The organism is Sharpea azabuensis DSM 18934 (assembly GCF_000702165.1).
In the GTDB taxonomy this organism is placed as follows: domain Bacteria; phylum Bacillota_I; class Bacilli_A; order Erysipelotrichales; family Coprobacillaceae; genus Sharpea; species Sharpea azabuensis.
Genome location: NZ_JNKU01000011.1, coordinates 19,519 through 39,665, shown reverse-complemented (window position 1 = coordinate 39,665; position 20,147 = coordinate 19,519). Strand labels below are relative to the sequence as shown.

General features: G+C 39.3%; 16 protein-coding genes, 5 tRNA genes and 1 riboswitch. Of the genes, 2 read left to right on the top strand and 19 right to left on the bottom strand.

Translation table 11 applies throughout. The features are described from left to right. Position 1: 1 nt before the first annotated feature. The 10 genes from T529_RS0103550 to T529_RS0103505 all read right to left on the bottom strand — a co-directional run bounded on the left by T529_RS0103550 (position 2) and on the right by T529_RS0103505 (position 12,505). Positions 2 to 3,760 (bottom strand): phosphoribosylformylglycinamidine synthase, encoded by a 3,759-nt coding sequence (locus T529_RS0103550; protein WP_033162242.1) that lies wholly within the window; start codon positions 3,758 to 3,760, stop codon positions 2 to 4. Between the two features lie 11 nt (positions 3,761 to 3,771). Then, complete coding sequence (purD, locus tag T529_RS0103545; RefSeq protein ID WP_033162241.1) at positions 3,772 to 5,025, bottom strand: phosphoribosylamine--glycine ligase; 1,254 nt, start codon at positions 5,023 to 5,025, stop codon at positions 3,772 to 3,774. An 8-nt stretch (positions 5,026 to 5,033) separates the two neighbouring features. After that, a complete protein-coding gene (locus tag T529_RS0103540) occupies positions 5,034 to 5,615 on the bottom strand; it encodes an IMP cyclohydrolase (protein WP_033162240.1) in 582 nt (193 codons plus the stop codon). After that, positions 5,612 to 6,205 (bottom strand): phosphoribosylglycinamide formyltransferase, encoded by a 594-nt coding sequence (gene purN / locus T529_RS0103535; protein WP_033162239.1) that lies wholly within the window; start codon positions 6,203 to 6,205, stop codon positions 5,612 to 5,614. Before purN ends, T529_RS0103540 begins: the two co-directional genes overlap by 4 nt. Beyond that, positions 6,199 to 7,224, bottom strand: a complete 1,026-nt coding sequence (gene purM, locus T529_RS0103530) for a phosphoribosylformylglycinamidine cyclo-ligase (protein WP_033162238.1) — start codon at positions 7,222 to 7,224, stop codon at positions 6,199 to 6,201. Before purM ends, purN begins: the two co-directional genes overlap by 7 nt. Positions 7,225 to 7,233: 9 nt before the next feature. Next, on the bottom strand, positions 7,234 to 7,944 hold the full coding sequence (gene purC, locus T529_RS0103525; RefSeq protein WP_033162237.1) for a phosphoribosylaminoimidazolesuccinocarboxamide synthase: 711 nt from the start codon (positions 7,942 to 7,944) through the stop codon (positions 7,234 to 7,236). A 32-nt stretch (positions 7,945 to 7,976) separates the two neighbouring features. Continuing rightward, positions 7,977 to 8,462, bottom strand: a complete 486-nt coding sequence (gene purE / locus T529_RS0103520) for a 5-(carboxyamino)imidazole ribonucleotide mutase (RefSeq protein WP_033162236.1) — start codon at positions 8,460 to 8,462, stop codon at positions 7,977 to 7,979. Between the two features lie 11 nt (positions 8,463 to 8,473). Further along, the gene (locus T529_RS0103515; RefSeq protein ID WP_033162235.1) at positions 8,474 to 9,946 is read right to left on the bottom strand and encodes a UDP-N-acetylmuramoyl-L-alanyl-D-glutamate--2,6-diaminopimelate ligase; all 1,473 of its coding nucleotides are present in this window, start codon (positions 9,944 to 9,946) and stop codon (positions 8,474 to 8,476) included. 20 nt (positions 9,947 to 9,966) lie between these two features. Further along, positions 9,967 to 11,637 (bottom strand): formate--tetrahydrofolate ligase, encoded by a 1,671-nt coding sequence (locus T529_RS0103510; protein WP_033162234.1) that lies wholly within the window; start codon positions 11,635 to 11,637, stop codon positions 9,967 to 9,969. 95 nt (positions 11,638 to 11,732) lie between these two features. Beyond that, positions 11,733 to 11,813, bottom strand: a riboswitch (ZMP/ZTP riboswitch). A gap of 32 nt (positions 11,814 to 11,845) precedes the next feature. Then, positions 11,846 to 12,505, bottom strand: coding sequence for a LytTR family transcriptional regulator DNA-binding domain-containing protein (locus tag T529_RS0103505; RefSeq protein WP_033162233.1), 660 nt, complete (start codon positions 12,503 to 12,505; stop codon positions 11,846 to 11,848). A gap of 175 nt (positions 12,506 to 12,680) precedes the next feature. Here T529_RS0103505 and T529_RS0103500 point away from each other — a divergent pair, with 175 nt between their 5' ends. Then, positions 12,681 to 13,835: an aminotransferase class I/II-fold pyridoxal phosphate-dependent enzyme gene (locus T529_RS0103500; protein WP_033162232.1), complete on the top strand. Its 1,155-nt coding sequence runs from the start codon at positions 12,681 to 12,683 to the stop codon at positions 13,833 to 13,835. Positions 13,836 to 13,855: 20 nt separating this feature from the next. On the opposite strand, the gene T529_RS13045 is transcribed toward T529_RS0103500, so the two are convergent. The 6 genes from T529_RS13045 to T529_RS0103475 form a co-directional block, all read right to left on the bottom strand. Then, the gene (locus T529_RS13045; RefSeq protein ID WP_156032147.1) at positions 13,856 to 14,005 is read right to left on the bottom strand and encodes a hypothetical protein; all 150 of its coding nucleotides are present in this window, start codon (positions 14,003 to 14,005) and stop codon (positions 13,856 to 13,858) included. Positions 14,006 to 14,060: 55 nt separating this feature from the next. Next, positions 14,061 to 14,136, bottom strand: a tRNA-Ala gene (locus T529_RS0103495). A gap of 15 nt (positions 14,137 to 14,151) precedes the next feature. Continuing rightward, a tRNA-Ile gene (locus T529_RS0103490) sits at positions 14,152 to 14,228 on the bottom strand. Between the two features lie 18 nt (positions 14,229 to 14,246). Continuing rightward, positions 14,247 to 14,323, bottom strand: a tRNA-Ile gene (locus T529_RS0103485). 120 nt (positions 14,324 to 14,443) lie between these two features. Then, positions 14,444 to 14,519, bottom strand: a tRNA-Ala gene (locus T529_RS0103480). A gap of 15 nt (positions 14,520 to 14,534) precedes the next feature. Then, positions 14,535 to 14,611: transfer RNA gene (locus tag T529_RS0103475), tRNA-Ile, on the bottom strand. Positions 14,612 to 14,913: 302 nt separating this feature from the next. Between T529_RS0103475 and T529_RS0103470 the strand changes: the two genes are divergently transcribed. Beyond that, a complete protein-coding gene (locus T529_RS0103470) occupies positions 14,914 to 15,468 on the top strand; it encodes a pentapeptide repeat-containing protein (RefSeq protein ID WP_051646832.1) in 555 nt (184 codons plus the stop codon). Between the two features lie 28 nt (positions 15,469 to 15,496). Here T529_RS0103470 and T529_RS0103465 read toward each other — a convergent pair whose 3' ends face one another. From T529_RS0103465 to T529_RS0103455, 3 genes are all read right to left on the bottom strand, one after another. Then, complete coding sequence (locus T529_RS0103465) at positions 15,497 to 16,855, bottom strand: sodium-dependent transporter (RefSeq protein WP_033162231.1); 1,359 nt, start codon at positions 16,853 to 16,855, stop codon at positions 15,497 to 15,499. Positions 16,856 to 16,992: 137 nt separating this feature from the next. Beyond that, positions 16,993 to 18,159 (bottom strand): MFS transporter, encoded by a 1,167-nt coding sequence (locus T529_RS0103460; protein ID WP_033162230.1) that lies wholly within the window; start codon positions 18,157 to 18,159, stop codon positions 16,993 to 16,995. Between the two features lie 80 nt (positions 18,160 to 18,239). Then, positions 18,240 to 20,147 carry a PTS fructose transporter subunit IIABC gene (locus T529_RS0103455; protein ID WP_033162229.1) on the bottom strand — a complete coding sequence of 636 codons (1,908 nt, stop codon included), beginning with the start codon at positions 20,145 to 20,147 and terminating at the stop codon, positions 18,240 to 18,242.

Sequence of the window (20,147 nt, the reverse complement as noted above, 5' to 3'; positions counted from 1 at the left end):
TCTATTGCTCCTTCTTAAAATAAGCTACACCAGCTTCAAATAATTTCTGATCCATTTCGCCATAGATGTTTAAGTTACGATTTTCACCCTGACGTTCAGAATGCCCCATCTTACCAAGTACACGACCATCTTTAGAAACAATACCTTCAATCGCATACATTGAACCATTTGGATTATATGGAAATTCCATTGTAACTTCACCTTTTTCATCCACATACTGGAAGGCAACCTGACCATTAGCGATTAATTCATCCAATACTTCCTTTGGAGCGACAAAGCGTCCTTCCCCATGGGATACTGGAATCACATGTTCATCACCTACTTCAACATATCTTAACCAAGGTGACTTCACACTGCCAATTCTTGTATGAACCATTTGTGAGACGTGACGATGAATTGTGTTGAATGTCAGTGTCGCATCATTTTCATCCATATCACGAATATGGCCAGTAGGCAGTAAGCCAGTCTTAATCAGGGCCTGGAATCCATTACAGATACCTATAATCAAGCCTTCACGATGATCCATTAAATCATCAATGGCTTCTTTGACTTGAGGATTACGTAAGACGGTCGCAATGAATTTACCTGATCCTTCAGGTTCATCAGATGCTGAGAAACCACCAGGGAACATGATGATCTGACTTTCATGAATAGCTTCTACAAGTTCTGCAACACTCTTCTTGATATCTTCTTCGGTCTTATTGCGAATAAGCACTATGCGAGGTGTAGCCCCTGCTCTTCTAAAGGCACGAGCTGAATCATATTCACAGTTTGTTCCTGGGAATGTTGGAATGACAACCTTAACTTCATCATATTGCTTATCGGCATGAAGCTTTGTGCGTTCATGACAATTGGCAACCTTGATATCCTGTGTTGGTGCTTTGGCTGTTGTTGGATAGACATCATCAAGAGGTTTTGTATTCCATTCATAAGCTTCATTCAAGCTTACACTTTCACCTCTATAGTTTACCTGGGCACTCTCATTTGTCTTACCGATAAGGCGGACATTATTAAATGGCTTAATAACATCTTCATCTTCAACTTCCACAAGAATATGACCATAATTCTTAGCGAGTAAGTCATTAAGGGTTAATTCTTCATTAATCTCAACGCCAATTTCATTACCAAAGGCACTCTTGAAGATGGCCTCAATCAAGCCACCATCCTTGATCGTATAAGCAGCTTTAATCTTGCCTTCTTGCATTAAGGCATGAATCGTATCATATGTCTTTCTTAAAGCGACAAAATCATAAACATGATATGCATCTTTTGGCAGCATGAATTCTGCTAAGACATGATTGCCTGCTTTTAATTCAGGAGTGATCACATCACTTGTATCCGCGCCAGTAATCGCAAAGGATACAAATGTAGGAGGCACATCTAAGTCTTCAAATGAACCTGACATGGAATCCTTACCACCAATCGAAGGCAATAATAATTCTTCCTGAGCACGATATGCCCCAAGAAGAGCCGCAAATGGCTTGCCCCAGCGCTTAGGATCATTGCCAAGTCTTTCAAAGAATTCCTGGAAACTGAAACGAATCTTATGCCAGTTACCACCCATGGCAACAATCTTCGCAACCGATTCAACAACTGCATGAATGGCACCATGGTATGGAGACCATTCCGTAATCTTTGGATTATAACCATAGGCAAAGAGTGAACATGTTGTTGTTTCTTTATTTAAGACAGGGATCAGACCAGCCATCCCTTCTGTTTCTGTTCTAAGTGTCTTACCACCATATGGTGAAAGAACTGTGCCATTGCCAATGGATGAGTCAAAACGTTCAACCAAGCCTTTTTGTGAGGCAACTGATAATGAGCTTAAATCATCCGCAACGGTTTCTCTAAAGTTCTTAGCGGCTTCAGGATAGAATGGCAAGTTTTCAAAGTCAGGAGATGCCACATGAATAGCCTGATAACGCTTTGCGCCATTCTTGTTGAGGAAAGCACGACTGATATCAACAATTGTCTTGCCCATATAGTGCATGACAAGACGTGGTTCTTTTGTCACTTCTGCCACTTCCACAACTTCCAAGTTCTCATCCTTGCAAGCTTGCATCATATAGGCCTGATCTTCTTTATTGATGACAATGGCCATACGTTCCTGAGATTCAGAAATTGCAAGCTCCGTACCTGTCAAGCCTTCATATTTCTTCAATACCGCATCAAGATGGATATTCAGACCATCAGCTAATTCACCAATAGCGACAGAGACACCACCAGCACCAAAGTCATTACATCTGACAATCTTTTCAGAGAATTCAGGATTTCTGAATAAGCGCTGAATCTTGCGCTCTTCAACTGGATTACCTTTTTGGACTTCCGCGCCTGCTGTTTCTGTTGTTTTAAGTTCATGTTTCTTAGAAGAACCTGTTGCCCCACCGATACCATCACGGCCAGTACGTCCACCTATCAAAAGGACAATCTGACCTGGCTGAGGTTCAAGGCGCTTGACCTGTTTCTTAGGTGCAGCCGCCACAACGGCACCAAGTTCCATACGTTTCGCAAGATAGCCTTCATCATAGATTTCATGAACATAGCCTGTTGTTAAGCCAATCTGGTTACCGTAGCTTGAAAAACCGGCTGCTGCTTCACGACAGATCTTGCGCTGTGGAAGCTTGCCTGGCATAGTATCACGAATAGGTGTACGTGGATCACCGGCACCCGTAATACGCATTGACTGATAAACATAGGCACGACCTGAAAGTGGGTCACGAATACAGCCGCCAAGACATGTCGCTGCACCACCAAATGGTTCAATTTCAGTAGGATGGTTATGTGTTTCATTCTTAAACATCAATAACCAATCCTCATAGCCTTCATCCGTATGCACAGTTAGTTCAACCGAGCAGGCATTAATTTCTTCAGATACTTCCATGTCATCAAGATAACCACGTTTACGTAATTCCTTCATGCCAATTGTACCTAAATCCATTAATGTCAAAGGACGATCAGTATGAATACCATAAACAAGATGACGACTTGCCTTATAATTTTCAATATCTTTTTCTAATATTTCCTTGAATGTGCCATTCTCAATGTCAATATCAGTGATAACTGTTGAGAATGTTGTATGACGACAATGATCAGACCAGTATGTATCAAGAACCTTAAGTTCTGTTTCCGTTGGATCACGTTTTTCTTCATCCTTGAAATAATCCTGTGTGACCTTTAAATCATCATAGTTCATCGCCATACCATTTTGTGCTAAGTAGTGTTCTAGCTCTTCCTTTGAGAAGTTGGTAAAGCCTTCAATAATAGGGACTGGCTTGATGTCAATATTGGCATCATCAAGACTCTCAGGCTTAGCAAGCGATGCAAGACGTGAATCAACTGGGTTAATCAGATAATTTTCAATCGCTGGAATATCTTCATCGCTAACACCCTTAACCACATATAAGCGCGCACATCTGACCTTAACACCCTTTTCTTCCGTTAAGAGCTGGAAGCATTGTTCTGCGAAGTCTGCACGAACATCATACTGTCCTGGTAAATATTCAATGGCGAAGACATGATAATCATCAGGGACTGGATAATCTTCTAAATAGACATCATCAACCATTGGTTCTGATAAAATGGTATGAATCCCCTTCTTTAAAACTTCTTCACTAATGCCCTGAAGATCATAGCGATTCACCACAATAACATCATCAACATTCTCCATCATTAACTGATGACGAAGATTATGTCTGATTTCTTTCGCTTCAACCGCATTTTCTTTTCTTTTGACAACATAGACACGATAGACTTTATTCATACTGTCCTCCTCTAATGTAAACCAATATCTTTTCGACAGTACATACCATCAAAATGAATCTTTTCAATTGCCTGATAAACTTTTTCTCTTGTCGACGTTAAATCTTTACCTTTATTACAGATATTGAGAACACGTCCACCATTTGTCACAAGCTGACCATCTTTCAATGCTGTTCCAGCATGGAAGACAACAATATCATCATCTAACTGATCTAGGCCGGTAATCACTTTGCCCTTTTCATAGCTTCCTGGATAGCCACCGCTTGCAAGAACAACACAAGTGACAGTATCATTGCTCCACTTAACTTCGACATCCTTAAGCTTCTTATTAGCACAAGCCCACATAATATCAAAGAGGTCACTATCTAAGCGCATTAAGATGGCCTGTGTTTCTGGATCACCAAAACGGACATTGAATTCAAGGACTTTCGCCTTGCCTTGATCAACCATCAAGCCGATAAAAACAACACCACGATAATCCATCTGATCTTCTGCTAAGCCCTTCATGAAAGGATCAAGAATATCTTTTCTAAAAGTGGCTTCAACTTCTTCTTGAAGGAATGGATTTGGTGAAACACTACCCATACCACCTGTATTAGGTCCCTTATTATTATCATAGATCTGCTTATGATCCTTGGCTGAAACCATTGGGACAATGGTCTGTCCATCTGTAAAGCATAAGAGCGAACATTCAAAGCCCTTCAAGAATTCCTCAATCACAACCTTCTTACCAGCACCACCAAGAATTTCTCCCGAAAGCATTTCTTTGAGTGTTTCCTTGGCAACAGTTTCATTTTCCGCAATGACAACACCCTTGCCAGCTGCTAGACCATCCGCCTTAATAACAACTGGATAGCTAAATTCACTAAGCTTTTCATAAGCATCGCTTAGCTCAGTCACTTCTTCATACTTAGCTGTAGGAATATTGTGACGCGCCATGAAGTCTTTAGAGAAAGCTTTTGAGCCTTCCAGTGTGGCTGCTTTCTGACGTGGTCCAAAAACCTTATGACCGGCATTTTCCAGCTTATCAGCCAAGCCCATGCAAAGAGGCACTTCAGGACCAATGACAGTCAAATCAATATCATGTGCTTCAACGAAAGCAAGAATGCCATCTAGGTCTTCTACGCTCCCTTCAACACATTCACCAATTTGGGCAATGCCAGGATTGCCTGGCCATGCATAGAGTTGATCTACTTTATCGCTTTTGACAAGGGACCATGCGATGGCATGTTCTCTTCCCCCGCTACCAATGACAAGTACTTTCATATCGTCACCTACTTTTCTAATTGTGTCTCAAAGTAATGAGAAATCATTGTATCATATGCAGCTGTCTTACTATATGCCTTATAGGCAAGACACATTCTCAATTTAAAATCATCATTGTGATTCTTAATGGCATCTAAGACTGCTTGATAATCATTTGGTTCTGTCACAATCAAGACATCCTTAAAATTCTTAGCTGCTGAACGAATCATAGAAGGACCACCAATATCAATATTCTCAACCATTTCAGGTAAGTCAGCACCCTTCTCTAAAGCCTTATCAAAGGCATAAAGATTACAACATACTAAATCAATAGGATGGATATCCATTTCTTCAATTGTCTTGACATGTTCAGGATTATCACGTTTATAAAGCAAGCCGCCATGAACTTTTGGATGCAGTGTTTTAACTCTGCCATCAAGAATTTCTGGAAAACCAGTCACTTCTTCAATACCAATAGCCTTTACACCACCATCTTTAAGCGCCTTCAATGTGCCTCCTGTTGAAACAACTTCAAAGCCCAATGCTTCTAATCCTTTCGCAAAATCAACGACCCCTGTTTTATCAGTTACTGAGACTAATGCACGTTTCATTCTTCGATTTCCACCCTTTCATCAACAACTTTTAATTTACCATCACAGAATAACTGCACTGCTTTTGGTAAAATCTTATGTTCTTCTTCTAAAACTCTTTCCTGAATTTCTTCAGGAGACTTCACATCATAAATATCAACAGCCTGCTGTAAAATGATTGGACCTGCATCCACATCTTCGGTGACAAAATGCACCGTACAGCCAGAATATCTTACCCCACGCTTATAGACAGCATTATGAACATGCATGCCATACATGCCCGGACCACAGAAACTTGGAATAAGCGATGGATGAATATTGATAATGCGATTACGATATGTCTGAATGGTTTTTTCCCCAACAATAGCAAGATAGCCAGCTAAAACAATGAGATCAATTTTCTCCTGGGCAAATCTTTCTAAGATAGCATCTTCATCACGGATCACTTCAGCTTTAATCCCATGATTTCTCGCACGCGTTAAACCATAAGCATTTTTACGATTGGAAATGACAAGCTTAATCGCCCCATTGATTTCCCCTCTCTCACAGGCATCAATGACGCTTTGAAGGTCTGTACCCCCTCCAGAGATACAGACCGCAATATTTAGCATAAAGTGACTCCCTTGTCACCCTGTTTGATTTCTCCAATCACAAAGCTCTGATCACCCGTTTGTGCTAATAGTTGCTGTGCTTTTTCTACATCTTCCTTCTTTAAAGCAAGCACCATCCCAATACCCATATTGAAAGTATTGTACATCATGTTTTCTTCAACCTGACCGTTTTTCGCAATCAGTTTAAAGATTGCAGGCACTTCATAGCTGCCCTTATGAATGTAGGCATGCGCATGTTCAGGAAGCATTCTTGGAACATTTTCAAAGAATCCACCACCCGTAATATGTGAGCAGCCCTTCACCTTGATACCATTGTTCTTTAAAGCCTTTAAGCCTTTTACATAAATGCGTGTTGGAGCTAATAAGGCTTCACCAAGTGTCTTGCCAAGTTCATCATAATACGTATTTAATGATTCCTCGCTCATATCAAACACTTTTCTGACAAGTGAGAAGCCATTAGAATGTACACCTGTTGAAGCAATGCCAAGAAGAACATCCCCTTCAGTAATAGTTGAACCATCAATGATTTCATCCTTTTCCACAACACCAACCGCAAAACCAGCTAAATCATAATCATTTTCTGGCATTAAGCCTGGATGTTCAGCTGTTTCACCACCAATAAGTGCACATTCAGACTGTTTGCATCCTTCTGCAACACCCTTGACAATTGTGGCAATCTTTTCTGGATAATTCTTTCCACAAGCAATGTAGTCGAGGAAGAAAAGTGGTTCACCACCAGCACATGCAATATCGTTGACACACATAGCCACTGCATCAATACCAATTGTATCATGCTTGTCCATCACGAACGCTAACTTAACCTTTGTTCCACAGCCATCCGTACCAGAAAGAAGAACAGGATTCTTGTAGTTTTTAATTGCGCTTAAATCAAAAGCACCAGCAAAACCACCAAGTCCACCTAAGACTTCTGGACGCATTGTTTCTTTGACATATTTTTTCATTAATTCCACTGATTGATAACCAGCTTCAATATCAACACCTGCTTTTTTGTAATCCATGTGTCTCTCCTATTTATTCTGCATTCTCGCTAAAACTGCTTTATATGTTTCAATAAGATCACCAATATCCTGTCTGAAGACATCTTTGTCATATTTCTGATTTGTATTAACATCCCATAAACGGCATGAATCTGGTGAAATTTCATCAGCTAATAAGATATTGCCATCCTTGTCCTTACCAAATTCAATCTTGAAGTCAACAAGCTTTAAATTTAATGAAAGGAAGAATTCTTTTAAGAGTTCGTTAATCTTTAATGTTTCTTTCTTAATTTCTTCATATTCTTCTTCTGTACATAAGCCCATTGCACGTGCATGATCTTCATTGATTAATGGATCACCATATTCATCATTCTTATATGAGATTTCAAAGATTGGTTTATCTAAAACTAAGCCTTCTTTGCAGCCTGTACGCTTACAGAAAGAACCTGTTGTAATATTACGAACAATAACTTCTAATGGGAAGATTTCTACTTTCTTGACTAAGTCATCACGATCATCAAGCTTCTTGATTAAGTGTGTCTTAATACCAGCTTCAGTCAACATATCAAAGATAATACCTGAAATGGTATGGTTTAAGACACCCTTGCCTGCAAACTGATCATGTTTTACTCCATTACCTGCAGTTGCATCATCTTTGTAGTGCATGATGATTTCATCATCTTTGTCAGTCGCATAAACCTGTTTAGCTTTTCCATCATATAATAATTTACCTTTTTCCATTGTCTTCTCTCTCCTTTTGGCTCCTGGTTAAATTAATACTTTTTAGAAATTTCTTCATTTGTCTTAAGACAAGCTTCATTCATCTGTTTGCGATGTGCCAACAATTGTTCTTTAAGGCTTGCATGCTTATTCGCCATAATCTGTAAAGCTAAATAAGCTGCATTCTTACCACCATTAATCGCAACTGTTGCCACAGGGATACCGCTTGGCATCTGAACAATTGATAATAAAGCATCCATCCCATCTAAATTGCTTCCTGCAATTGGCACACCAATAACAGGCAATACTGTCTGGCTTGCGACAACCCCTGGCAGGGCTGCTGCCATACCTGCGGCAGTTATAATGACTTCTGTACCGTCATTATTGCATTCTTCTACAAACTGGCTTAATGCCTCATGAGCACGATGTGCTGATAGTGCTCTCACACTGACTTCAACACCAAAATCTTTGAGAATCTGGATACATCCTTCTACCTTGGATGCATCACTTGCAGATCCCATAATCACTGCAGCTTTCATTCGTTTACCCCCTATGAATTTTCCAAGTGATATTTCTTGACAGCTTCGTCAACAGCTTCTCTATCTGAAAAGTGTGTTTTGACACCATTTACATCGTTATAATCTTCATTACCCTTACCAATAATCGCAATCATGTCACCTTTTTCATGATGACTTAATGCATATTCAATCGCTTCTAAGCGATCATCAATTTCCATATATTGCCCACCAAGAGGTACTAACGTACTCTTGATATCTTGAATAATATCTGTCGTTTTTTCAAAACGTGAGTTATCGGCAGTCAGGATGGAAAAATCAGCCTTCTTAGCTGCCACTTCTCCCATGCCATAACGTCTCTCTTTTGAACGATTGCCACCACAGCCAAAGACAACCACAAGTCGATGAGGCTGATATTGTCTGAGTGTATCAAGAAGTGATTCCATCGCTAAGGCATTATGGGCATAGTCGACAATAACAGTCATGTCTTTATTACTAAAGGCAATTTCCATACGTCCAGCAACTGCCACTTTCTTCAATGCTTCAAGAATCGCATTTTCATCAATTCCCAGCATGTCACATAAGGCAATGGCACATAGCGCATTATAGACATTGTATTTGCCAGGCAGGGCAAGCTTGACATCTAGATGGCATTGTCCTGTGACATTGAATTCTACTCCAACAAAGTCCGCTTCACGCACATAATGCATATTGCTTGCACGATATGTTGCATCACGATCAATCGCAAAGGTTGTCATTGGGCAAGCTGCACCATCCTTTAACTCATCCGCATAATCAGCATCCATATTGATGAGGCCCTGTTTGCTTTGGGCAAAGATACGGCTCTTATAATATTTATATTCATTAAAGTCTTTATGTTCATGAGGACCAATATGATCGGGTTCAATATTTGTGAATAAACCATAATCAAATACAATGCCATCAGTACGATGCATCTTAAAGCCCTGGGAAGAACATTCCATCACCAGATATTTAACCCCAGCATCTACCATTTTTCTAAATGTCTGTTGTAATTCATAGGATTCTGGTGTTGTATTATTAGTCTTTTCAACCTTACCGGCATATTCAATGCCACTTGTCCCAATCACTCCAACACGCTTTCCTGCTGCTTCAAGAATGGCAGAAATCATATGTGCTGTCGTTGTTTTACCTTTTGTACCTGTAATACCAATGACGCACATTTCGCGTGCAGGATGATGGAAGAGCGCAGCTGACATATAGGCTAGCGCCTGGCGTGAGGCTTCCACCTTAATGAGTGTGACATCCTTTGTGACATCTACATCTTCTTCTACAACAATCACTTTACAGCCCTGTTCAATAACTTGTGGGATAAATTGATGACTATCGACATTAGCCCCCTTCATGGCAATAAAGAGATTGGTATTGTTTGCTTTGCGGGAATCGAAGACAATATCTTCAACATCCCCATCAAGTGATCCTTGAACAAGCGTATAATTCAGCCCTTCAAGTAAATCAATTACTTTCATAAAACGTAAGTCCTTTCAGATTAGAATAGCCCAACAATCTTTCCATTCTCATCAATATCCATATTATTAGCTGCTGGCTGCTTTGGTAAACCAGGCATACGCATGATACTACCAGCAATCGCAACTAAGAAACCTGAACCAGTATTTGGAATAAGATCAGAAATTGTGACTTTAAAGCCATGAGGTCTTCCAAGCAATGTTGGATCATCAGAAAGTGAGTATTGTGTTTTGGCAATACAGATTGGTAAATGATCTAAACCCTGGGCTGTATATTTCTTGATTTTATTAATGACTTTCTTTGTCAGAATGATATCATCAGCCCCATAGATTTCCTGTGCAATTGTTCTCAGTTTATCTTCAATGGAACAGTCAAGTTCATAAATAGGATGATAATGTGATTCTTTTGTTTCAAGAAGGTTTAAGAGCTTGTTGGCAAGATCAATGCCGCCTTCTCCACCTTTAGCCCATACTTCTGAAATAGCAACCTCAACACCCATTTCTTCAACCTTCTGCTTCAACAGTTCTAGTTCAGCATGTGTATCTGTTGGGAAAGCATTGATGGCTACTACTGATGGTAAACCAAACTTACCAATGTTTTCAATGTGTTTCTTTAAATTTTCAATACCTTTTTCTAGTGCTTCAAGATTTTCCTCAGCTAAGTCCTTCTTATTCACACCACCATGCATCTTTAAGGCTCTGATTGTTGCAACAATGACAACCGCATCAGGATGAAGTGAAGCTTGACGGCACTTAATATCAAGGAATTTTTCAGCCCCTAAGTCAGCCCCAAAACCAGCTTCAGTAATCGCATAATCACCTAGCTTTAAAGCGAGCTTTGTAGCCATGACGGAATTACAGCCATGAGCAATATTAGCGAATGGACCACCATGGACAAAGACTGGCGTATGATCAAGAGTCTGAACAAGATTTGGCTTGATGGCATCTTTTAATAACAGTGTAACAGCACCTGTAGCATGTAAGTCATCAACAGTGACTGGTTCACCATCCATATTATAAGCCACAATCATGCGGGCAATACGGCTCTTTAAATCATGAAGGCTTGTTGCAAGACAGAGCACACCCATGACTTCACTGGCAACAGAGATATCGAAACCATCTTCACGAGGAACACCATTAGCCTTACCACCCAGACCAACAACAATATGTCTTAAAGCACGGTCATTTAAATCCACACAACGTTTCCAGACAATCTGTCTTGTATCAATATTGAGGAGATTGCCTTGCTGGATAGAATTATCAAGCATCGCGGCAATTAAGTTATTAGCTGTCGTAATGGCATGAATATCACCAGTAAAGTGCAAATTGATATCTTCCATTGGTACAACCTGGGCATATCCTCCCCCAGCTGCCCCACCTTTAATACCAAAGCAAGGACCTAAGCTAGGCTCACGCATGGCAACAATTGACTTCTTGTTGAGTAAATGCATGGCCTGTGATAAACCAATCATTGTTGTTGTCTTACCTTCACCAGCAGGTGTTGGATTAATTGCTGTCACAAGAATCAGTTTACCATCTTTATTATTTTCAACTTTTTTAATAGTATCCAGGGAAATCTTAGCTTTATACTTACCATAGAGTTCTAAGTCATCTTCACTAAGACCAATACGACTTGCGACATCTTTAATGTTTTCCATTTCTGTACTTTGTGCAATTTCAACATCTGTTAACATAATCTCACCTATCCTTTTTTCATTCCCATTATAATACAATTCTATAGAACGACTAAACACTTTCGTTAAAACCAAAAAAAGAGCTCAATCGTCCTGGGGGTGGCCCAGACGGTCGGCTCTTCAACAATCAATACTCCCTGTGGTAAACTCCACTTCCGTCAGTCGTATGACACGAGTATATTACCATGTAATATGGCTTTTGACAATGTCAATTCTTATACACATCTAAAAAGAATATGTTTTCTTGAATAAACTTGTTGGAAATTTTCGCAATATGTCCATTATAGAGATAAAGCGTTCTCCCCTTTCTTCTTTCAATATAATGCAAATTAATATATTGACTGCGATTAACACGCAATACAATACAGGGATTGGTCTGTAAGAATTTATTTAAGTGATGGGTACTGACATCTAGATGGTTATTTGTAGTATAGAAAGTAGATTGGCCATCATGTTTCACAATCTCAATAATGCTTCGCGGATTAATCTTCACTTTACCTAGGGCTGTAGATAAAGGAACAGCATGCAACAGCTTGTTATTGACTGCAGCAAGAATATGACGCAATTCATAAAGATCAAGGTCAGGATTAAGAAAATAATCGGCTTCCCATGTCCGATAGAGATTGGAGAAACATCCTTTTCTTATAATAACGCTCTTTGTCCCGCCTACTTTCAATAATCGGCAGGCAAAGAAGAGTTCTTCATCATCCGCTAAATCAAGAAATGCAAGGTGGTAGTTCATTTCACTTCTTTGATAGGATGATAAGTGACTGAAACAATCAACGACTGTTTCAGGGAGGAAGACTTTTATTTCTTGTGTGAGATGCGATTGAAGATGGCTATTTGATGAAACTATTAATACACGCATAACATGTCCTCCTTAAAAATAGATACATAAATTTTATCAAATTCTTAAATTGTTTCCAATAAAAATACCATTATCCGAATTATTTAATAAATTTTATTTTGCTTTTTTATGATAATTGCAAGATAATAATGAAATAAAAGAAGAGGAAGTGAAATGTGTGTATAAATCAAATCGAATGAATCTATTTGGTGAAAGTATTTTCACCACACTCGCTCATATGCGTACTAAAAGACTAAAAGAAGGTAAAGAGGTCATTGATCTAAGCATCGGGGCTCCAAACATCCCACCTCACCAGGCCATTCTAGATACCTTAAGTAAGGAAGCAAGCAATCCCAAAAACTATATCTATGCGATTACTGACTTGCCTGAATTACAGGATGCCGTACAACAATGGTATAAACGTCGTTATCACGTTGACATCGATGGTAAAAGTGAAATGACAAGCTTACTCGGCTCACAGGAAGGCTTATCCCATCTGGCTATGACGCTTGTTGATGATGGTGATGTCATTCTCGTACCAGATCCATGTTATCCTATTTTCAGAGATGGACCGCTCTTAGCAGGCGCAAAAGTTGTCTACATGCCTTTGCTTAAAGAAAACGACTATCTCATTGACTTTGATGCCATCAATCCTGATGATGCCAAAAAAGCTAAGCTCATGATTGTTTCCTATCCTAATAACCCAACATGTGCAATTGCTAATGAAGACTTTTATCACAAGCTTATTGCCTTTGCGAAAAAGTATGATATTCTCGTTCTTCATGATAATGCCTATAGTGAATTATTGTTTGAAGGGGTTGGTCATAGTTTTCTAGAATATGAAGGTGCTAAGGATATTGGTATTGAATTCAACTCATTATCAAAGACTTATGGCATGGCTGGAGCACGAGTGGGCTTTGCGATTGGTAATGCAGAGATTATCAGCCTCATTAAAACACTCAAATCCAATCTCGATTACGGCATGTTCATTCCTATTCAAAAAGCAGCAATCACTGCTATCACAAGCGATCAGTCATGCGTTGAAACAACAAGAGAAGCCTATCGTCATCGCCGTGACTTCTTGCTTGAAAGATTCAAGGAAATCGGCTGGGATATTGATGTTCCTAAGGGATCCATGTTTGTCTGGGCAAAAATACCTGACCATTATCATCAAGATGATGAACAATTTACCTATGATCTCTTCAACAAGACGGGTGTACTTGTCGTCCCAGGCTCAGCATTTGGAAAACATGGCAAAGGATTTGTCAGAATGGCTCTTGTCCAAAATGATGATTGCATTGCTCATGCAAGTGAACTAATGGGACAAACAGATCTATTTAAAAAGGCTTAGGAAAAAAATCCTAAGCCTTTTTATGAAACTAATGCATAGATAATAAAGATTACAAATAACAACAATAGAGGTGAGAAAAGCAAGCCAAGAGTAATACGAATAATGCCTTTTACGAGTGCAAACAATAAGCTCAAAAAGACAAAGAATAAGAATAATGACACAAAAATCATAAGCCACCTCCAGATATTAAAAAAAGAAGCACTTCGTACTTCCTCACATTCTTTATGGTGGAGCTTAGCGGGATCGAACCGCTGACCTCCTGCGTGCAAAGCAGGCGCTCTCCCAGCTGAGCTAAAGCCCCATGTTATAAAAGAAATGGTGGGCCTGAATGGATTTGAACCATCGACCTCACCCTTATCAGGGGTGCGCTCTAACCAACTGAGCTACAGGCCCATTTCTCGCATCAATTAATGGTGGGCCTGAATGGATTTGAACCATCGACCTCACCCTTATCAGGGGTGCGCTCTAACCAACTGAGCTACAGGCCCGTCTTTAAGACTGCTCGTATAATATACCACCAGGACATTCATCCGTCAATAAGAAATATAAGTTTTTTAATCCCATAAATAATAAAAAAAGAAGCACTTCGTACTTCCTCACATTCTTTATGGTGGAGCTTAGCGGGATCGAACCGCTGACCTCCTGCGTGCAAAGCAGGCGCTCTCCCAGCTGAGCTAAAGCCCCATGTTATAAAAGAAATGGTGGGCCTGAATGGATTTGAACCATCGACCTCACCCTTATCAGGGGTGCGCTCTAACCAACTGAGCTACAGGCCCATCAACTGACTGCTCGTATAATATACCATTTTCACCTATTCACGTCAACACCTTTTTTCTTGTGGTAAAAGAAAAAACAGAGCCAGGGTAGCTCTATTCATTCAAGTGTATGTGTAATTTTATGAGAGGTTATAGTTAGCATTTACTAACTGATTAGAATATACCACAAAATGTTAGTCATGTCAAACTTAATAATCACTATTTTCATCTCTTTCTGACTATATTATAATAAGTTTATGAACAAATATTTGATTACCGAAAAACTCACACCTTCCTATAGTCTCTTTAAAAGCCAGGAGACTATGCAAAATGTTGCTTTTGACGATGATGACTTTGATTACCTGGAAATAGATGCAACTGATTTTACCCATTGTATTCTTACTAAGATGAATCTCAGCAATGATCAGTTTCACAATTGTCATTTTATTGAAGTTGTCTTTGTCAATTGTGATCTCTCCAATATATCCTTTGACAATACGCTATTAAGGCGTTGTACATTTATTGATTGTAAGATGATTGGTACAGCTTTTGACAACTGCTTACTAGAATATGTAGCCTTTGAGAACTGTAAAGAAAATTATATGAATCTTGCAAGAACACAGCTGCGCACTGTGAGCTTTGAAGCATGTGATCTATCCGAAGCCTATCTAAGCGAATGCACTTTCAAAAATACAGAATTCTCAGATTGTCAATTAAGAAGAAGTGAATTTCTTCATTCTTCACTTAACGATATTGATGTGTCAAGCTGTGCGATTGAAGGTATTCGTATTAACCTGCAGGATCTACGCGGTGCAATCATTAATGAAGAGCAGGCTGTTCTTCTAGTTGGATTACTTGGAGTACATATGAAAGAATAGAAAAAGTATGGTTGTTAAGCCATACTTTTTACATTGAAATTATACCTAAGACATTTAATACTGAACTAATCAAAATAACGATAATAAAGATAGGCGCAATATATTTCATCATCAAGACATAAATCTTCTTTCTCTTAAACTTTGATGAGTGTTCTATTTCAGCACTGATCTTTTCAATACCAATAACTCTTGTCACCAAGAAGCATATAGATAATGCAGCTATAGGCATCATCACAGAATTCGTCAGGAAGTCAAAGAAATCTAAGAAATCCATACCAAGAATACTGATAAAATGCAATGGACCAAAGCCAAGTGATGAAAGCGTACCTAAAGCGATCATAATGACACCCATTAAGACTGTTGATTTCTTACGGTCCCAGCCTAATTCATCTTCAAATGTGGATACAGCAGACTCCGTCAAGGCAATTGAAGACGTCAAGGCAGCAAGCAAGACAAGTAAGAAGAATGCGACACCAGCGAATCCTCCTGCTCCCATGGAGTCAAAGACTTTTGGCAAGGTAATAAACATGAGCGAAGGACCTGCCCCTAATGCCTTGGCATTTCCATTCGAGAAGGCAAAGACTGCAGGAATAATCATTAAGCCGGCAAGAATCGCAATGACTGTATCAAAGACTTCCACATTGGATGTTGCTGATTCAATATCAAATTCCTTTTTCATATAGCTACCAAAAGTAATCAAAATACCCATCGCAATGGATAAGGAATAGAACATCTGTCCCATTGCTGTAACAAGCGTCATGAGTGAAAAGTTCTTAAAATTAGGAATCAAAAAGTACTTCACACCGGCTAATGCTCCAGGACGCGTAACGGAATAGACAGCAACAATAACAGCTAACAATACAAGAACGGGCATCATGATCTTAGACACTTTCTCAATACCATTCTGTACACCACCAAAGATAATCACTAATGTGATCAAACAGAAGATGATAAAGAATAATTCAACATTCCAGCCATCTTTAATAAATGTAGAAAAATAAGTATCACTTGCCACCTGATGAACATGCCCTACAGCATATTCATAGAGATACTTACAGACCCAGCCCCCAATAACAGAATAGTAAGGCACAATCAGCATTGGAATAATGGCATTAATCCAGCCACCAAATTTTAAGGGCAGGCTTTTGCCAAAGAACTGGAAGGCACCAACAGGTGATTTCCTTGTCATACGACCAATGGCTGATTCACTCATAATCATTGCATAGCCAAACGTTGAGACAAGAATGAGATAAATCAACAAGAAAATACCTCCACCATACTTGGCAGCAAGATAAGGAAAGCGCCAGATATTCCCTAGGCCAACAGCACTCCCTGCAGCTGCTAAGACAAATCCAAGCTTCCCGGAAAATTTACTTCTTTCTTTCATAAATAAACTCCTAAACAAATTTTTTCATTATTGTATTAATGTTCATACAATAATAAATGCCTATTTATTATAGGCTTTTTCAACAAAATTACAACTCTTTTTCTCATTATCCATAAGAAAAAGGTATAAAGATTGCTTTATACCTTTCTAAAGAGTCTTGTGTTTTTTCCACTAGGAATACGATAAAAGATGACAATAATCATTCCAATGATTAATATCATTAAGCAAACACGATACATTGTGGTATAGCTTGTAGCATCAAGAAGATGACCACCAATATTCGTAAAGACAATTGATGAGAGATTGCGCATTGTCTGAATAAAAGCCAGGGCTGTGATTTGCTGGTGCTTATCAACAATGGTAAAGACAACCTTAAGATTAATCATTGTTAATAACATTCCCGCTGGATGCTTGCCAATAAATGTGGCAATGACTTTTAATGATAATGTTGTGTCAAAGGCGTAGATGCCATATTGCATCAGCATCATGATATAGGCTATGACAATCAGCGTCTTGTTGGAAAGCTTGTCCATAAATGTATATGAGAAGAATACTAATGGTGCTTCACAGACAACCGCTACGCTTAACAATGTCGAAGCAAAGGATGTCGAAAGTCCATCATGTGTCAGCATTGATGGAATATAAGTATTACCAAGTGAGCTTACCCCAAAGAACAAGCCCGTAATAATAAGATAGATAAGATATTTCTTATTAACAAATAAATCCCTCGTACGTACATCATGATCCGCATTAGCAACCGTATCAATATGAGGATGTGTTCCAAGTAAGCCAACAATGGCTAAAGCAATCGTGATGATACAAGCCACGAAGATGGCACTAGGGGCAATGAAATCATAAAGCAAGCCAGCCATCTGGGTACCAATCGCATAGCCGATTGTTCCCCATATACGAATCTTGCCATAGCGATAAGGTGAAGCTGTTGCAATCTTCTCCATTGCCGGGCAAATACTGTTCATAACCGTTAAAACAAGAGCGTAGTTAATGGTAATAAGGATCAGGTTTTGCGAAAAGACAAAGAGTGCTGAACCAATCATGGCGAGAATTAATGATATGACATTGACCTTCTTCACTGAATAACGGTCACTCAGCTCTCCCACAAATGGCTGGGCAATAAGTGAAGTCAAATAAGAAATCGATACAACCAATGAAACATCAGCTGCCTTATAGCCCTTCCCCATTAAATAAACCGAAATCAGGCATGAAAACATCGCCCATGAAAGATAATAAAAATTATAAACTAGAAAATAAGCCAGATAGCTATTACGATATGTATGTTTATGCATAAGTCCCTCCCTAGGCTTATTGTATAGATTTCATAGAACTTGTCTAGAAAAAAAGAAGTGCCCGAAGACACTTCTCATGATTATTTTTCTAAAGGTTTCTTCCAGAATGAAAGAACAACTGCACCAACGATTGAACCAATAGCGATAGATGCAAGATACATTGGCCAGTTACCAATTGTAGCAATAACGAAGATACCACCATGTGGTGCTCTTAATGTACAATTGAAAGCCATTGATAAACCACCAGCAATTGCTGAACCAAGAACACATGAAGGAATAACATGAACTGGGTCATTAGCCGCAAATGGAATAGCGCCTTCTGAAATGAATGATAAGCCCATAACATAGTTTACTAAACCAGCATTACGTTCTTCTTCAGTCCATTTATCTTTAAAGAATGTTGTTGATAAAGCGATAACAAGAGGTGGAACCATACCACCAGCCATAACTGATGCCATTAATGTATAGTTGCCTGAAGCAAGTAAGCCTGTAGCTGTAACATAAGCAGCCTTGTTGAAAGGACCACCCATATCAATAGACATCATACCACCAGCAACAATACCAAGAATAATACCATACTGACCTAAACCATTTAAGAATGATGTTAAACCACCATTGATGATACCCATAATTGGGTTAACAGCTGAAGCAAATACACCCATTAAGGCAACACCCAATAATGGATAGAGAAGGATTGGCTTAACGCCTTCAAGTGACTTAGGTAAGCCTTTTAAAGCTTTCTTTAATAAGAGAATAATCCAGCCAGCAACAAAGCCATAAAGAAGTGCACCCAAGAAACCTGGAGTAGCAGAAATCTTTGTAGCGAATGGATCAGCAAATGTGGCACCGCTCTTCGCAAGTAAGCCACCAACGAAACCAACTGCAAGACCTGGTCTATCAGCGATAGACATTGCAATAAAACCAGATAAGATTGGTAACATCATATCAAAGGCAACACCACCAATAGCCTTGAACCAGGCAGCTAACGGTGTAGATGAACCGAAGTTTGCACCAGCATTCTTATCATCAACTAAGAAGGCAATGGCAATTAATATACCACCAGCAACAACGAATGGAAGCATATGTGATACACCATTCATTAAGTGCTTATAGAAGCCCTGAGCTGTAGAAGAACCTGTTGAGGCACTTGCACCTTCTTCAGCATGATAGATTGGAGCCTGACCATTTCTGATCTTGTTGATTAATTCTTCAGGATGTCTGATTCCTTCAGTAACAGGTACGGAAATTAAAGGCTTACCGTCAAAACGTGCCATTTCGACATTCTTGTCAGCTGCAATAATAATACCATCAGCTGCAGCAATTTCTTCAGCTGTTAAAGCATTGCCAACACCTTCAGAGCCATTTGTTTCAGCCTTAAGTGGATAACCCATAGCTTCCCCAGCTTTTGTTAAATTTTCAGCCGCCATGAATGTATGAGCAATACCTGTAGGACATGCTGTGACAGCTAAGACCTTATAGCCTGTTGCCTGCTTGGCTTCTTTAGCCTTCTCTGCTGCTTCTTCAGCATCTCTCTTGCTTTCTTCATCATCAATGATGCTTAAGAATTCTTCAGGTGTTTTAGCAGCCATTAATCTTGTTCTGAATTCTTCATTCATTAAAAGCATTGATAACTTTGCAAGTGCCTGTAAATGCACATTACCAGCACCTTCTGGTGCAGCAATCATGAAGAATAATTTAGCAGGCTGACCATCTAAAGAATCATAATCAACACCTGCAGGTACTGTCATTGAAGCAAGTCCAGCTTTTTTTACTGCTGCAACCTGAGCATGTGGAATAGCAATGCCTTCACCAATGCCTGTTGAAGTCTGTGCTTCACGGGCAAGAATACCTTTCTTATAAGCAGCTTTATCTGAAATCTTACCTGACTTGTCCATAAGATCAACTAAGTGATCAATTGCTTCATCTTTACTAGCAACTGAAACATTTAAGTCAATCGCACGAACATCCAATAGTTCTGTGATTTTCAT

What these genes read in the sequence shown, in the direction of transcription:
- T529_RS0103550 (WP_033162242.1), bottom strand. Translation starts at nt 3,760, where the DNA reads ATGAATAAAGTCTATCGTGTCTATGTTGTCAAAAGAAAAGAAAATGCG.
- purD (WP_033162241.1), bottom strand. Translation starts at nt 5,025, where the DNA reads ATGAAAGTACTTGTCATTGGTAGCGGGGGAAGAGAACATGCCATCGCA.
- T529_RS0103540 (WP_033162240.1), bottom strand. Translation starts at nt 5,615, where the DNA reads ATGAAACGTGCATTAGTCTCAGTAACTGATAAAACAGGGGTCGTTGAT.
- purN (WP_033162239.1), bottom strand. Translation starts at nt 6,205, where the DNA reads ATGCTAAATATTGCGGTCTGTATCTCTGGAGGGGGTACAGACCTTCAA.
- purM (WP_033162238.1), bottom strand. Translation starts at nt 7,224, where the DNA reads ATGGATTACAAAAAAGCAGGTGTTGATATTGAAGCTGGTTATCAATCA.
- purC (WP_033162237.1), bottom strand. Translation starts at nt 7,944, where the DNA reads ATGGAAAAAGGTAAATTATTATATGATGGAAAAGCTAAACAGGTTTAT.
- purE (WP_033162236.1), bottom strand. Translation starts at nt 8,462, where the DNA reads ATGAAAGCTGCAGTGATTATGGGATCTGCAAGTGATGCATCCAAGGTA.
- T529_RS0103515 (WP_033162235.1), bottom strand. Translation starts at nt 9,946, where the DNA reads ATGAAAGTAATTGATTTACTTGAAGGGCTGAATTATACGCTTGTTCAA.
- T529_RS0103510 (WP_033162234.1), bottom strand. Translation starts at nt 11,637, where the DNA reads ATGTTAACAGATGTTGAAATTGCACAAAGTACAGAAATGGAAAACATT.
- T529_RS0103505 (WP_033162233.1), bottom strand. Translation starts at nt 12,505, where the DNA reads ATGCGTGTATTAATAGTTTCATCAAATAGCCATCTTCAATCGCATCTC.
- T529_RS0103500 (WP_033162232.1), top strand. Translation starts at nt 12,681, where the DNA reads ATGAATCTATTTGGTGAAAGTATTTTCACCACACTCGCTCATATGCGT.
- T529_RS13045 (WP_156032147.1), bottom strand. Translation starts at nt 14,005, where the DNA reads ATGATTTTTGTGTCATTATTCTTATTCTTTGTCTTTTTGAGCTTATTG.
- T529_RS0103470 (WP_051646832.1), top strand. Translation starts at nt 14,914, where the DNA reads ATGCAAAATGTTGCTTTTGACGATGATGACTTTGATTACCTGGAAATA.
- T529_RS0103465 (WP_033162231.1), bottom strand. Translation starts at nt 16,855, where the DNA reads ATGAAAGAAAGAAGTAAATTTTCCGGGAAGCTTGGATTTGTCTTAGCA.
- T529_RS0103460 (WP_033162230.1), bottom strand. Translation starts at nt 18,159, where the DNA reads ATGCATAAACATACATATCGTAATAGCTATCTGGCTTATTTTCTAGTT.
- T529_RS0103455 (WP_033162229.1), bottom strand. Translation starts at nt 20,147, where the DNA reads ATGAAAATCACAGAACTATTGGATGTTCGTGCGATTGACTTAAATGTT.